The sequence below is a fragment of the Oceanicaulis alexandrii DSM 11625 genome (assembly GCF_000420265.1).
Classification (GTDB): domain Bacteria; phylum Pseudomonadota; class Alphaproteobacteria; order Caulobacterales; family Maricaulaceae; genus Oceanicaulis; species Oceanicaulis alexandrii.
Genome location: NZ_ATUP01000001.1, coordinates 1,595,543 through 1,609,281, shown reverse-complemented (window position 1 = coordinate 1,609,281; position 13,739 = coordinate 1,595,543). Strand labels below are relative to the sequence as shown.

14 protein-coding genes are annotated in these 13,739 nt (G+C 61.8%); 7 read left to right on the top strand and 7 right to left on the bottom strand.

Annotated elements, in window-relative coordinates; genetic code table 11:
* The 6 genes from G405_RS0107955 to G405_RS0107930 all read left to right on the top strand — a co-directional run bounded on the left by G405_RS0107955 (position 1) and on the right by G405_RS0107930 (position 4,127).
* Positions 1–333 (top strand): hypothetical protein, encoded by a 333-nt coding sequence (locus tag G405_RS0107955; RefSeq protein ID WP_022700988.1) that lies wholly within the window; start codon positions 1–3, stop codon positions 331–333.
* Entirely contained in the window at positions 334–1,794 is a 1,461-nt protein-coding gene (locus tag G405_RS16505) for a methyl-accepting chemotaxis protein (RefSeq protein ID WP_022700987.1), read from the top strand.
* 124 nt (positions 1,795–1,918) lie between these two features.
* Positions 1,919–2,515, top strand: coding sequence for a phage tail protein (locus tag G405_RS0107945; RefSeq protein WP_022700986.1), 597 nt, complete (start codon positions 1,919–1,921; stop codon positions 2,513–2,515).
* A gap of 81 nt (positions 2,516–2,596) precedes the next feature.
* Positions 2,597–3,193, top strand: coding sequence for a phage tail protein (locus G405_RS16500; protein WP_022700985.1), 597 nt, complete (start codon positions 2,597–2,599; stop codon positions 3,191–3,193).
* 16 nt (positions 3,194–3,209) lie between these two features.
* Positions 3,210–3,488, top strand: a complete 279-nt coding sequence (locus tag G405_RS0107935) for a DUF6916 family protein (RefSeq protein WP_022700984.1) — start codon at positions 3,210–3,212, stop codon at positions 3,486–3,488.
* Between the two features lie 69 nt (positions 3,489–3,557).
* Positions 3,558–4,127: a GNAT family N-acetyltransferase gene (locus G405_RS0107930; protein WP_022700983.1), complete on the top strand. Its 570-nt coding sequence runs from the start codon at positions 3,558–3,560 to the stop codon at positions 4,125–4,127.
* A gap of 18 nt (positions 4,128–4,145) precedes the next feature.
* On the opposite strand, the gene G405_RS15385 is transcribed toward G405_RS0107930, so the two are convergent.
* From G405_RS15385 to G405_RS0107905, 5 genes are all read right to left on the bottom strand, one after another.
* The gene (locus G405_RS15385) at positions 4,146–4,637 is read right to left on the bottom strand and encodes a baeRF12 domain-containing protein (protein WP_022700982.1); all 492 of its coding nucleotides are present in this window, start codon (positions 4,635–4,637) and stop codon (positions 4,146–4,148) included.
* Between the two features lie 84 nt (positions 4,638–4,721).
* Entirely contained in the window at positions 4,722–5,210 is a 489-nt protein-coding gene (locus G405_RS0107920) for a hypothetical protein (RefSeq protein ID WP_022700981.1), read from the bottom strand.
* 81 nt (positions 5,211–5,291) lie between these two features.
* Entirely contained in the window at positions 5,292–6,446 is a 1,155-nt protein-coding gene (locus tag G405_RS0107915) for an SO2930 family diheme c-type cytochrome (protein WP_233346010.1), read from the bottom strand.
* Positions 6,443–7,675 carry a parallel beta-helix domain-containing protein gene (locus G405_RS0107910; RefSeq protein ID WP_022700979.1) on the bottom strand — a complete coding sequence of 411 codons (1,233 nt, stop codon included), beginning with the start codon at positions 7,673–7,675 and terminating at the stop codon, positions 6,443–6,445. Before G405_RS0107910 ends, G405_RS0107915 begins: the two co-directional genes overlap by 4 nt.
* A 20-nt stretch (positions 7,676–7,695) precedes the next feature.
* On the bottom strand, positions 7,696–10,119 hold the full coding sequence (locus G405_RS0107905; protein ID WP_022700978.1) for a TonB-dependent receptor: 2,424 nt from the start codon (positions 10,117–10,119) through the stop codon (positions 7,696–7,698).
* Between the two features lie 130 nt (positions 10,120–10,249).
* On the opposite strand from G405_RS0107905, the gene G405_RS0107900 reads away from it, so the two are divergent.
* Complete coding sequence (locus G405_RS0107900; protein WP_156861416.1) at positions 10,250–10,936, top strand: TetR/AcrR family transcriptional regulator; 687 nt, start codon at positions 10,250–10,252, stop codon at positions 10,934–10,936.
* A 6-nt stretch (positions 10,937–10,942) separates the two neighbouring features.
* Here G405_RS0107900 and G405_RS0107895 read toward each other — a convergent pair whose 3' ends face one another.
* Together G405_RS0107895 and acs are read right to left on the bottom strand one after the other, a co-directional pair.
* On the bottom strand, positions 10,943–11,608 hold the full coding sequence (locus tag G405_RS0107895; protein WP_022700976.1) for a hypothetical protein: 666 nt from the start codon (positions 11,606–11,608) through the stop codon (positions 10,943–10,945).
* A 163-nt stretch (positions 11,609–11,771) separates the two neighbouring features.
* On the bottom strand, positions 11,772–13,724 hold the full coding sequence (acs, locus tag G405_RS0107890; RefSeq protein ID WP_022700975.1) for an acetate--CoA ligase: 1,953 nt from the start codon (positions 13,722–13,724) through the stop codon (positions 11,772–11,774).
* Positions 13,725–13,739: the final 15 nt, after the last annotated feature.

The window sequence follows — 13,739 nt, the reverse complement described above, 5'->3', positions numbered from 1 at the left end:
ATGGCGAAACGCCTGCCTCAAATCTGTCTGGGCCTGATGGTCGCGCTGATCACGACTGTACCTGTGACTGGCGCCATTATGGACGCCCCGGATCAAGGCCAGGCTGCTGTCTTCCTGGATCCGCGCCTGAGCCGGGCTGAACAGCTGCTGCGCATCGCGGACGCGGGCGCTGAACTGGTTCGATTCGGCGCAGCGCCCGGCGCCCTGATTGTCAATATCACCGATACGTCCAGCCCCGAGGCGCTCCGCGCCGCAGGGGCGTGGATCATTGCAGATCCGATCATTCTTGGCGGATGTTCCGTCAGCGGATCTCAAACTGGGGGACTGACCTAAATGACTCGTCTTGAAGCTCTGCAATCAAAGGCGATGATGGCGCTCGTCGGCATTCAGGTCGCCGCCATTCCGATCTATCTGGGCACAGCGTTATTCATGGATATGGGCAAGGCGTTGTTCGGCGCAATCTTGCTCTCCCTGATCGCTGGCCTCTCCGCCTTCGTCTGGAAAACGACCCCGCGTGAAACGTCCAGCCGCATGGTGGTAGGAGCGGGCATGGTCGGCCTGCCCGCGGCACTCACCTATTTGATGGGCGGAGAAGCGTGGCAGATTGACATGCACATGACCTTCTTTGCTGCGCTGGCGATGGTCACCTTGCTATGCGACTGGCGCGCGCTGGTCGCCGCCGCCGGCGTCACCGCCGTGCACCACCTTGGTCTGAATTTCATCCTGCCGTCCGCGCTTTTCCCCGGCGGCGGCGACGTGCTGCGCGTCATCTTTCACGCGGTCGTAGTGGTGGGTGAAACCGCCGTTCTGATCTGGCTGGCGCACGCCGTGTCGAAAGCGCTCACCGACGCCGACCAGGCCATCACCGAAGCTGAGGCCGCCAATATCCAGGCTCGTCAACTGTTCGAAGCGGACAAGGAACGCCAGGCGCAAAGCGAGCAATCGCGCGAAAATATTTCGCGCGTCGCCAACACGTTTGAGCAGACTGTCGGCCATGTTCTCGATCGCCTGCAGACCGCCTCAGGTGAGTTGAGCGAACTGGCAGGGCAATTGCGCACCGATTCAGGCGCCACGGCGAGCAGCGCCGGTTCCGCGTCAGATCAGGCCCACCAGACCAGCGGGCATGTGGAAGCTGTGGCGTCAGCCGCCCAGGAGCTGGCCGCGTCCATTGCAGAAGTGACGCGCACCCTTGAAACCTCTGATGAGATTTCTGTCCGCGCCGAGTCTGAAGCGGGTCGGGCGGACGGCTCGATGCAGGAGCTGCATACCGCCGCACGCGAAATCGAAGACATCGCCAAGCTGGTGAGCGACATCGCCGAGCAGACCAATCTGTTGGCGCTGAACGCCACCATTGAAGCGGCCCGCGCCGGTGAAGCGGGCAAGGGCTTTGCGGTCGTGGCCAGCGAAGTGAAGGAACTGGCTGACCAGACTGGCAAGGCCACCGAGGACATCCACAAAAAGATCAACGCCATGCGCAGCGCGGCGGAATCGGCCAGCTCTGCGCTCAACCAGATTGGTTCGACCATCGGCGATATCCGCGACGCCTCTTCCAGTGCGCGAGACGCGTTCAGCCAGCAAGCCAGCGCCACTGACGAGATCGCGCGACTGGCGGCGGACGCCGCCCAGTCCACCGGACGGGTCAGCGATGAGGTCACAGCCGTGTCCGGAGCCGCTGAGCGCGCCAACCAGGCGGCGGGTCAGTTTGATGAGGCTGCGGAAGGTTTGCGGTCTGCGGCCCAGCACTTGTCAGAAGAGCTTGGCAAGTTCCGCACGGATCTCGATTCAGCGGCCTGATCCAGACCCGATCGGGACACCCTTATGAATAGATGCAGTGTTGAAAAAATCCCCAAATAAGGGAATTTTTAGTTGCAGTGAGGCGTCCGTCTGTCACTCTCCCTAAATTAAAAGGGAGGGACGTATGGACGCCTACATTTCAATGATCACCCCGTTCGGATGCAATTTCATCATCCGCAATTGGGGCGCCTGCGCCGGCGGCATTATCGCCATCAGTCAGAATAACGCGTTGTTTTCACTGATCAGTGATTTCTATGGTGGCGATGCGCGCACGACTTTTGGCCTGCCGGACTTGCGCGGGCGCGCGCCTGTAAATTTCGGGACCGGCCCCGGCTTGAATCCTGTCAGTCTCGGGCAAAGGGGTGGTCTGGAATATACAAGCATCGGCACTGTTAATCTGCCGCCGCACAATCACGCATTCAACGCTACGGGCGCTACGGGTGGCGCTGTGACCACCTTGCCTGTTTCGGCAGATCCTGCGTTCAGCACCGACCCGAACGGCAACTATCTGGGCATGACCACCTCAAGCACCCGGATTTACGCCACCACACTCTCTTCACCCCCTGGTGAGATGGGTCCGATCGATATCCCGCCCCAGTCTGTTTCCGTGTCCGGCACCACGTTCAATACCGGACTCGGAGACGATCTTTATGTGCGGTCCCCGTATCAGGGCGTGAACTTCCAGATTTGCATGTTTGGCATCTACCCCTCGCGCAGCTAGCGCTCACCCGTTCCGTCAGCCTTTCTGACGGGGCTCAATAGCGCCTGACAGCAAGGCGAACTCCTGTGAAGGGAGACTTCCATGAACACATTCATTTCGATGATCTCGGCGTTCGGCTGCGGGTTCATCATCCGCAACTGGGGCTATTGCGGCGGCGGCCTGCTCGCAATCGCACAAAACTCCACACTCTATTCGCTGATCGGCACACAGTTTGGCGGTAATGGCCAAGTCTCTTTCGGGCTCCCGGATCTCAGAGGGCGCGAGCCCGTCAATCACGGCTCGGCGCCGCCGCTGAATCCAGTCTTCATGGGACAAAGGGGCGGGATTGAAGACACCCAACTGACTCAACTGGACATGCCCCCTCACGCCCATAGCTTCCAAGCAACCGGGCAGACGACAGGCGTTTCAACGACGATGCCTGTCTCCAGCGACCCTGCCTTCGGCACGTCGCCTGACAACGCCTATCTGGGCGTTACGTCATCGAGCTCCCGGATCTACGCAACGACCATGTCCGACCCAGCCGGAACAATGGGCCCCATTTCCGTCCCTCCCCAGCAATTTAATGTGAACAACATCACGGGGACGACTGGCGATGGAGATCCGCTCTATGTCCGCTCGCCCTATCAGGGCGTGAACTTCCAGATCTGCATGTACGGCCTCTATCCGTCGCGCAGCTAATCAAGAAAGACCTGATATGACCACGATCGAAAAGCTGACAGCAGACATTTTCAAACCGCTTGTGGGTGAAACCTTTGACATGGAAGGCCGCAGCCTGACGCTGAAGACCGTCTCCGAAGGCAAGGCGCCGACGCCGTCCCTGCCGACGCCGTTCACGCTGGAATTCAGCGGACCGGAAGACTTCCACCCCATGAGCGCTTATGCGCTGAGCCATGATGCGATCGGCTCGCACGATCTGCTGATCCATAGGGTCGGACCAAGCGACGAACCGCTGTTCCAAATCATCTTCGGTTAAGTCGGTGCATTACGGGGATTGCGCCGGACCATGGCGCAATCCCAACGCCCTGAGCTACACAGGATTCCCATGTCTGCGCCCCAAACCTCACGACCGGATGTCAATCCGCTCGACATTCACTTGCGCCCCGCTCAGGCCCGGGACGAAGCCTTTTTACGCCAGGTGCATGATGCGGGCCGGGCCTGGGAGTTTGAAATGTTGCGCGGGCAGGTGGACGACCATTTGCTCGCAACCGTCTACAAACAGCAATACGGCGCGCAACATGACGCCTATTTCAACGCCTTCACGCTGGCCAAATACGCTGTGATCGAATGGTGCAGCGCCCCGGTCGGGCGCGTATACGCCGACTTTCGTGATCACGAAATCCGTCTGCTCGACATCAACGTCCTGCCCGCCTATCGCGGTCGCGGGATTGGTGAAATCGTCATTCGCGGGCTCTGCGGCGCCGCTTCTCAACAACGCGTGCCGCTGACCTTGCAAGTCAATCCGCTCAACCCGGCGCGTGCGCTTTACGTCAGGCTGGGCTTCATCTCTCAGGGGCTCGCCGGCGAGGGGTCTCCCGGCGCCGGGGCCTTTATCGAAATGGCCTGGCGCGACCCGCTGACGACGCCTGATCAGGCTGAAGCCAGCCCAGGCTGACGCTTTGCGTCGGGCTGCTCAATCGGGAAACAGGATCGCGCCGACCCGCTCGGCGATCACAGAACTGGATTCGCGGACCACATCCTTGGGCTCTTGCGCGATAATCCGATCGGTCAGCGCCGGCTCCATCACGGGACGAGCGACACCCAATGCGCGCGGCGCAGCCAGAATGATCAGCTCCCCAAAACGCTCCGCCTCAGCCTCAGCGTTTAAATGACGAATAAAGTCACTGACGAACTCGGTCTCGGCGAGATCATGGGCGTTGGCATGCTCGACGCTGGACGCGCCGACCGCCACGCCCTTTGGCAGCCCGGCTCCGCCGCTGCGCCCGGCGCCGTCCGCGAGACGTCCCGGCGCGTCACTGACCTGATCGCGGTCTGGCGGATTGTCGATCTCAAACTCTGCCCGCAACGCCAACTCTGGCGCCGTGCGAGGGCCGGTGTTTTCAAAGATCATCGCCTTGCCGCCATCGAAAGCGGCCACCCAGAGCGGCTCTTTGTGCAAAGGCATCTGTGTATCCTCCCTGTCAGGATGGGAATACCAGTGTATCGAAAGCAGGCCTCTCGCCCAGCGGGCGAAAAGTCGCGGGGCCGATCAGCTGGATGAAGCAACCGGCGCAAACGTCTGAAGGCAAGCGTCTGAGAGACGCCAGCCGTCTGGCCCGTCCTGATACCGGCAGGCGATATGATCAAGTCCCGGCCGACCGCGCTCCAGCCCCTCAAGGTCAGGATTCTGCAAGGCCTGGAACCGCGCTTGCGGGAACACATAGCTGATCCGCTCGCCATTGCTTTCAGGCCCGTCCACAACGCAGAGCGGCGGCTGCATCAGCACGGTGCGCACGGCGGCATCGCCCATGCGAACGCCGAAAATCTGCGCTTCCACGCGAGGGTCGAGAGACCGCACCCGATCCGCCCCAGGGCCTTGCGCCATCATTTGCGCCAGACGCGCTTCGTCATGAGCGACCAGGGCGCCGAAGACGGCCCGTTCACTCATCTCCGCCGGGCGACACACCGGTTCGGAGGTGGCGCAGGCGGTCAGGGCGAGGCCGGACGCGGCGCACAGGACAAGCGAACGGATGATCATGGGCGGCTCCGGAGCAGGCGGTGAAACTTCAGCCACTCTGCCCAATGCCGCCTCGCCCGCCAAGCCCTAAACCCTGAGCGCTTAGCTACAACCGCCGCTCATCGCGTCAATCCAGGCCGCGATAAGCGCAACGCCTTCGTCATGGCTGAGGGCGCGGCCGAGCTCGGGCATCATCACATCAGACTGCACGCTCGCCAGACGATAGGAGAGGATGGAGTCCTCTGAGGATCCCGGCACGATGTCATAGCGCCGGTCGCCCGTGCCGCGTCCCGCCGCGATCGGCAATTTGCAAATGCCAAGATGCGGTCCCACGGGTTCAGACGCCTCCAGATACAGACCGGACGTATCGCCCGGTCCCGTCCGGGAATGGCAATGGGCGCAATTGATGTCGAGATAGGCGCGGGCTGCGTCATCCAGCGCGACGCCCGCCAGCGGCAATTCGCCGTTCCACGACGCATTGCGCGGCGCGTCTTCTGACGCCGGCGCATCCGCCAGCAAGCCCAGCTCGGACCAATGGTCGATCTGGTTCGCCACACCGTCAAAATACTCAAAATCGGTGTTCATATGCCGCGCTCGAGGTCCGATGGGACGCGCGCCGACGCCGTCAGTGGTATCGGTCTCATGGCACCCTGCGCACTGGTTCACATTCGGCACCAGATAGCCCAGAGCCTGCTCGCCCGCCTCAGACACCAGGGTCAGGTCGACAAACGCCCCGGCGCGCGACAGGCGCGCCTCGGTCTGCTCGTCATTCCAGACATAGGGCAAAGTCTCCCAGCCCGTCTCCCGATGCACCAGCACCCGGGTCTCGATCAGGCGCACGGCGTCCAGATCCAGCTGGCGATCCGTATAATGCGCCATGCCTGATTCCGCCTTGAGAACACGGTCAAATCCGCCTGCCGCGCGCGGATAGTAAAAGGTCTTGGTGATGACTGTGCCCACGGGGAAGTCAAACGCGACGTCCGGATCATATCCGGCCGGGCCCGCGCTGGCGGGAATCCACACCGTGCGCAATTTCTGGGCGTAATCAGTAAAGAGTCCCGTGGCGAGCGTATACGGCGTCACCTGGTCGCCCAGCACCAGCACACCGCCGCCCACGGCGAGTTGACCCCAGTCCGACAGCGTTTCAGGGCGTCCCTCGGCGATAAAGCTTGGTTGAGGCGGCGCGGGCGGCGCCTCCTGCGCGCAAGCGGCCAGCAGGACGCTCACGCACAGGCTCATGACGATGCGTCTGATCACAGATCAAGCTCCACTGCGGGGCGCGGATCATGGCTGCAGTCAAACAAGGCGGCGTCCGCCATCTGCGGGCTGGAGAAACCGTTCGGCGCGTCCGCATTGAGCACCTCTGCGTCTCTCACGCACAGGCGCAGATCGTCCGGCAGCGAGCCGTCCACCATCTTGTCCTGATCCACATAGCCGTCCCACAGCACGCCGGGCATGCGACCGGTCGGGCCAAACAAGGCGATGCGCAGGGCCTGCAGCTCCAGGCCGTCAGGATTGCCGCCGCCGCCTTCATACGAATTGGAATGGATGTGGATGGTCTCTGGGTAGGGGTCAAAGCCTTCGGTGACGCCCAGATCTTCATAGCCAGAGGTATAAAGCGAAGAGATGATCACATGGGCGGTGCGATTGTCGCGCAGCCGATTGTTGAAAATCTCCACATCATCGTTGGAGTTGATCAAGATTCCCGAACCGGCCGGAACGCTGGCCACCGGCGTGCCGGCATGGCCGAAATTGGCGGTGTTGTTCTCATAAACGTCATTGTCAAACACCCGCGTGCCGGCGCCCGGACGCGGCAGGTTGGGCATGTTGAAGATCAGGATGCCGCCGGTGTTGTTCGTCGCCACATTGCCGTAGACATCGGCATTGTTGCAGTTCTCGATCTCGATGCCGGCGACATTGTATTCGGCGCGCGAATTGCGAACGATGACGTTTTCAGACTGGCCCACATAGATGCCCGCATCCGACGCTCCGATCGCCACCGCGCCATCGATCAGCACATTGGTCGACTGGACGGGATACAGGCCATACGCGCCATTGTCCGTAGACGGACCATTAGTCCATTCCACGCGCACACTGCGGATCACCACATCTGAGGAGTCAGAAATCTTCACGGAATCCCCGACCGTGTCCTCAAAGGCGAGATTTTCCAGCGTGAACCCGTCCACGCCAGACACCAGTAGGCCTTCAGCCCCCTGGCGCTGCTCGGCGAAGGACAGCACCGTCTCGTCCATGCCCGCGCCGCGCAAAGTCACATTGTCCACGGTCAGCGACAGACCGCGCTCGATGATGAATTCGCCCGCCGGAATGTCGATGACGTCGCCAGGCTGGGCGTCCAGAAGCGCGTTCATCAAGACGCTCTGATACTCGCGATCAAAGCCTGTGACATCGCGGCTTTCCTCCGGGCCGCCGCACGCCGCAAGGGTGAGAACGCTCGTCGCGATCAGGACTGCTTTGAAATGTTTCATGGTCTCATCCTTTAAAAGGTCTAGTAGCGGATCCGCAGATCCACGCCCCACATGCGCGGCGGAGTGATCTGGGCGTGCGTCGTGCCGAAGGTGTCCGCGGTCAGACTGCCCACGCCGTCGAGATATTGCTCATCAAAGACGTTGTTGACGTAGGCGCCAAGCTGGAACCGATCGGCGCTGTCACGCCAATAGGCCCGCAGATCGAGCCGGTGTTGGGCTTCGCCATTCTGAATGCCGGCGATCACCGCGCAGCCAAGCTGCTGGCGCGCTTCCTCATTGCAGCGGTTCTCGCTGGTGTAGGCGTAAGCGCCCAGGACTTCGAACTCTGAGCCGTTCGGCAGCGCCCAGGTTTGGCTGGCCCCTGTCGAGAGTGACCATTCCGGCGTGCCGGTCGGCTGTCCGGACAGATCAAGGCCCGATCGGGTGATCCGCTCGTCAAAGGTGACGTCGATATATTGCAGGTTCAGATAGGCCTCAAAGCCCGCAAGCGGCGCCCAGTCGATCTGGAAGTCCACGCCGGTTCCCGTCTCATCGCTGGTCTCCACCACATATTGCGGCACGCCGGATCCGCCCACATTGGCGACCAGCCGTACAGCCTGTTTGTCCTTGTACAGATAATGGAAGATCGAGGCGGCGATACGCATGGAGCGATCCGGCGCCGTCCATTTCAGACCCGCTTCGAAATTGTCTACATCTTCATTTTCAAAGCGCGAGCCGACCTCGACGCTGTTATAGCCGCCCGCCTTGTAGCCTTGAGTGTAGGAGGCAAAGAGCAGCAGATTGTCCATGGCGTTGAAGTTCGCCACCAGACGCGGGCTGATATCATCCCAGCTGTCAGACCGTTCGCACAGAACCCCTTCAGCCACGGTCACGCCGTTGTCACAGGCAAGGCCCGCCACGCCGGACAGATCAAACACGATGTCAAACCCGAAATCGGCCGGGCTGACGCCCGCCAGTCCGAGCACGCCCAAGGCGTCCAGCTCGGCCAGCGCCTGATCCAGATCCGGCGCCATTCGCGGCCCGTTGAGCCAGGAGAAGGTCTTTTCATCGCGCGTATAGCGCGCGCCGCCAATCAGCGAGAATCGGTCGGTCAGTCGCCACTCCACATCCGCAAAAGCGGCGAAGGCCGAGAAATCACCGCGATTGTACATGGACTCGGTCCATTCATGGCCCAGCAGGCGCTGCTGCAGACCAAACGGGATCAACAAGCCGTTCTCAAGATCACTGAACGGCGTGCCGACCCCCAGATTGAACAAGGCGGTTTCGATCGAATTGGTGAACGCGCCGGTTTCGCTGATCTGGGTGGCGTTTTCATCATAATAGCTGACGCCCGCGACCCAGTCGAAACGGTCATTCGCGCCGGACAGGCGGAACTCCTGATACCAGCTCTGGTTCTGCTCGATATTGTTGGTGTCAAAATAGAGCTCGATCCGGTTGGTGCCGTCCTCGTCCTGACGGTTGGAGGTCTCGAAATACCGGAAGGCGGAGATGGATTGCAGGGTGAAGGCCCCGAAATCATGGGTCACATGCAAGGAGGCTTCATCCAGATCGCGCTGTTCGATATTGCCCCGCACATCATTGGTGATGGGGGTGTCGAACGGGTTGAGAAGCGCGGTGACATCCACCGGCACCGGCGGACGTCCGGGCGCCGCTGGCAAGGGCGTGATGCCGATGGCGGCGCGGCCGTCTTCATCGAGCTTTTCACGGGTGAAGCGGAACACCACATCGGTCATCTCGCCCGGCGTCCAGCCGACCGCCGCGCGCACCGCCCAATTGTCCTGACGGTCATAGTCTTCGCCAGTCACGGCGTCGGTCAGAAGGCCGTCGCGCTTGTTGACCACCATGTTCATGCGCAGGGCGAAATCCTCGGCGAAGGGGATGTTCACCAGCCCTTCAAAGCGCCGCAGCTTGTTCTCGCCCATCCGCAAGGCCAGCTCGGCCTCCACGTCCTCCGAAGGCGCATTTGAGGTGATCGAAATAGCGCCGGCCGCCGAGTTGCGACCAAACAAGGTCCCCTGCGGTCCCTTGATCACCTCGACCCGGCTGACATCGTTGAACGCCAGCAGGGACGCGCCGGAGCGCGCCGCATAAATGCCGTCCACATAGACGCCGACTGCCGGATCCGTGCCGACGCCGAAATCAGATGTGGAGACGCCGCGAATGGCGAAGCGCGGCTGGGTCGGACTGCCGCCGCCCACATTCAGCCCGGGAACGAACTGATCCAGATCGCTGAGATTGGTTGCGGCGATGGCGTCGATATTTTCCGCCGTCACCACCTCGATGGCCAGCGGAACGTCCTGAATGTCCTGGGTGCGTCGCTGGGCCGTGACGGTGATCGTGTCCACGCCTGTATTGGACACGCCCTCCTGAGCCAGAGCCGGCGCCAGAGGCGTCGACAAAGCGAGCACACTGGCGGATACGCTGAAAAAGAGCGCATGTTTCATGAGTATTCCTCCCCCTTGAAACCAACGGGGCTTCGCCCTCTGTCCGGTTTCGGAAACAGAATACTATTCTCATTTTGCAAAACGGATCAAGCCACACTAGTTACTGGCGTTGGACAGCAAGGATCATCTCGTGCCCGGAACACCCGCCAATGACGCAGCGCCGCGACAAACCCGGTTGCGCGACAAACCCCAGCAGCGCCGTGCGCGCCAGCGGCTTGACGCCATACTGACCGCCGCTGAAGCGCTGGTGGAAGAGATGGAGGCGGAGGCGATCACCACAAATCTGATCGCCGATCGCGCCGGCGTACCCGTCAGCTCGGTGTATCGCTATTTCAAGAATGTCTCGGCGGTCTTCGCCTATCTGTTTGAAGACCTGAACGAGGAAATCATCGCCGTCATCGAGGACGCCCTCGCCAAGTCACAACCGGGATGGGATGACTGGCGCGAGGTGACCGGGTCGATCATCACACGGCTGCATGGCTTCCTGGTGGACAATCCCAGTTATTGGAAACTCTTGCTGGTGATGCAATCCAGCCAGCAATTGCGCGACGCCAAGGCCGCCATGATCGACCAGGTCGCCGGCATGCTGAGTGATCGCTGGGCGCAGGGAATGGACGGATTTTCCGGCGGAGATCCCAAACTCGTCGGCCGGTTCACCGTCGAGATCTTCATGTCCATCGAGACGCGGTGCGCCCAGATGCGCGATCCATCAGGCGTCGATGAAATGTTCGTCGAGCTGGTGAAGGCGCTCGAGGCGTATCTGTCGCTCTACCTCAACAAGGTTCCGCCGGGGCCTGACGGGCGCCCGGCGGACTAGCCTCGCCTAGCCGGACGCCAGCACGAGCAGCACATAAAACACAAACGGCAGGGCCAGGAGCGCAGGGATCACCAGCACGGTGAAACCGAACACCGCCACCAGAACCCCCAACAAAAGCGCCAGGTTCAGCATAAGAAGCGGCACGCCGCGATGGGGATCGCGCCCCGCTTCGCGCAATAAACCACCCAGAACCGGAACATGAAGCAACAGACGGGCAAAGCCCGACACAGCTGCATCAAGCCACTCGGCAGGCCGGACATGCAGCACCGCTGAGCGCGTGGGACGGCGCGCCGCAACCATCACGCCCGCCATCACAAGACCGCCCAGACCCACGGCCAGCGCCGTGATCCAGCCTTCACCCGCCTGCCGGAGAAAGGCGACCGCCAGCACAGACAGCACCACCGTCAGCGGCGCCATGGCCCGCTGCACCCAGCGCGCCGGGCCCCAGACCGGCAGGACCTCCCCTGCGCGTCCGCCCATGGAGTTGGCCACAAAGCCCAAACCGGCAATGTAGTGAAACAGCACCAACGGCACGGACACCGCCACCAGAGACACGGTCAGCGGCGCATCGGTGATGCCGGGTTTGTCGCCGGGAAAGGCCATGAAAAGACCGGCCCAGAGCACGAAGGGCAGCAGCATGAAGCCGCCAGCCCAATAGGGGAGATATCGCATGAGGTCGTCCGTTCTTATGGTTTTGATGCGCTGTATCTAAACGCAGGACGACCGCGGCGGGATGCGACCCCGGCGCGCTTACAAAAAGTGGGGTTATGGGGCAATGAACCCGCCCCATAACCCCACAAACCATAACCTCCAGATGAGGCGTCGCGACCGCATTCTAGGACTGACCGGTCGAAATCTTGTGACCTTCGATCAGATCGTCGACCACGCCCGGATCAGCCAGGGTCGAGGTGTCTCCCAGCTTGTCGTACTCGCCCTCGGCGATCTTGCGCAGAATCCGGCGCATGATCTTGCCCGACCGGGTCTTGGGCAGGCCGGGCGAGAACTGGATCACATCGGGCGTGGCCACCGGCCCGATCTCCTGACGCACATGGGCCTTGAGCGTTTTCTCGGTCTCACTCGTCGGCTCCAGCCCCGCCACCAGCGTGACATAGCAATATATCCCCTGGCCTTTGACGTCGTGGGGATAGCCGACCACCGCCGCTTCGGCGACCAGGTCATGGGCCACCAGCGCGCTTTCGATCTCGGCGGTGCCCAGGCGATGACCCGACACGTTCAGAACATCATCCACCCGGCCGGTGATCCACCAGTATCCATCCGCGTCCCGGCGCGCGCCGTCGCCGGTGAAATACATGTTCTCATAGGTGGAGAAATAGGTCTCGACGAAGCGCTGATGGTCGCCATAGACCGTACGCATCTGGCCCGGCCAGCTGCCCAGCAGCACCAGATTGCCTTCCTGTGCGCCCTCGTCAGGCAGAAGATTGCCTTCCGTGTCCACCAAAGCCGGCTGCACGCCGAACATGGGGAAACTTGCAGAGCCCGGCTTGAGCGCATGCGCGCCCGGCAGCGGCGTGATCAGATGCCCGCCGGTCTCGGTCTGCCACCAGGTGTCGACGATCGGGCAGCGCTTGTCGCCCACCACCTCATAGTACCAGCGCCAGGCCTCTGGGTTGATCGGCTCGCCGACCGAACCGAGCAGCCGCAAGGTTGAGCGGTCATGCTTCTTCACCGGCTCGTCGCCTTCGCGCATCAGGGCGCGAATGGCTGTGGGCGCGGTGTAGATGGTGGTGACCTTGTGCTTGGCCACGATCCGCCAGCACCGATCAGGCCCCGGCCAGGTGGGCACGCCCTCATACATCAAGGATGTCGCGCCATTGGCGAGCGGGCCGTACACGATATAGGTGTGCCCAGTCACCCACCCCACATCGGCGGTGCACCAGAACACGTCGTCCTCGCGATGATCAAACGTGTATTCATGGGTCATCGAGGCCCAGACGAGATAGCCGCCCGTGGTGTGCAGCACGCCCTTGGGTTTGCCGGTGGAGCCCGAGGTGTAGAGGATGAAAAGCGGGTCTTCCGCCTTCATGGGTTCAGGCTCGCACTTGGCGTCCACTTCCAGCGCCAGATCATGGTGCCAGAAATCGCGGCCTTCGACCCACGGCACCTGGGCGCCGGTATGGCGTATGCAAAGCACCGCCTTGACGCCCGGCGCCTGCTCGAGCGCCTTGTCCACATTGGCTTTCAGCGGCACGCCCTTGTTTCCGCGCACGCCCTGATCGGCGGTGACGACGAACTCTGACTGGCAGTCATTGATCCGGCCCGCCAGCGCATCGGGGCTGAACCCGCCAAACACCACCGAGTGCACCGCGCCGATGCGCGCGCACGCCAGCATGGCGTAGGCGGCCTCGGGGATCATCGGCATGTACAGCGTGACCCGGTCGCCTTTCTTGACGCCGATCTTTTTCAGCTCGTTGGCGAAGCGGCACACATGGTTGTGCAGCTGGGCGTAGGTGATCGAATGATGAAAGGCCGGATTATCACCTTCCCAGATCAGCGCGACCTTGTTGGCGCGTTTGGGCAGATGCCGGTCAATACAATTATAGCTGACATTCAGGACCCCGTCCTCAAACCAGCGGATATGCAGGCTGTCCTTGGCGAAGGAGACGTCCGAGATTTTCGTGGGCTCCGTGTACCAGTCCAGTCGCTTGGCTTCGTCCGCCCAGAACGCGTCAGGGTCGTTGATCGAGCGCGCGTACATGTCGGCATAACGCTCAGCATTGATCTTGGCGTCCGCAAAGCTTTGCGGCACTCCAATGACGGTCTCGGACATGGTCTGCTCCTCCCT

Coding starts and splice junctions, on each gene's coding strand:
- G405_RS0107895 (WP_022700976.1), bottom strand. CDS start 11,608: ATGCGATATCTCCCCTATTGGGCTGGCGGCTTCATGCTGCTGCCCTTC.
- acs (WP_022700975.1), bottom strand. CDS start 13,724: ATGTCCGAGACCGTCATTGGAGTGCCGCAAAGCTTTGCGGACGCCAAG.
- G405_RS15385 (WP_022700982.1), bottom strand. CDS start 4,637: ATGCCTTTGCACAAAGAGCCGCTCTGGGTGGCCGCTTTCGATGGCGGC.
- G405_RS0107945 (WP_022700986.1), top strand. CDS start 1,919: ATGGACGCCTACATTTCAATGATCACCCCGTTCGGATGCAATTTCATC.
- G405_RS16500 (WP_022700985.1), top strand. CDS start 2,597: ATGAACACATTCATTTCGATGATCTCGGCGTTCGGCTGCGGGTTCATC.
- G405_RS0107905 (WP_022700978.1), bottom strand. CDS start 10,119: ATGAAACATGCGCTCTTTTTCAGCGTATCCGCCAGTGTGCTCGCTTTG.
- G405_RS16505 (WP_022700987.1), top strand. CDS start 334: ATGACTCGTCTTGAAGCTCTGCAATCAAAGGCGATGATGGCGCTCGTC.
- G405_RS0107920 (WP_022700981.1), bottom strand. CDS start 5,210: ATGATCATCCGTTCGCTTGTCCTGTGCGCCGCGTCCGGCCTCGCCCTG.
- G405_RS0107955 (WP_022700988.1), top strand. CDS start 1: ATGGCGAAACGCCTGCCTCAAATCTGTCTGGGCCTGATGGTCGCGCTG.
- G405_RS0107935 (WP_022700984.1), top strand. CDS start 3,210: ATGACCACGATCGAAAAGCTGACAGCAGACATTTTCAAACCGCTTGTG.
- G405_RS0107930 (WP_022700983.1), top strand. CDS start 3,558: ATGTCTGCGCCCCAAACCTCACGACCGGATGTCAATCCGCTCGACATT.
- G405_RS0107910 (WP_022700979.1), bottom strand. CDS start 7,675: ATGAAACATTTCAAAGCAGTCCTGATCGCGACGAGCGTTCTCACCCTT.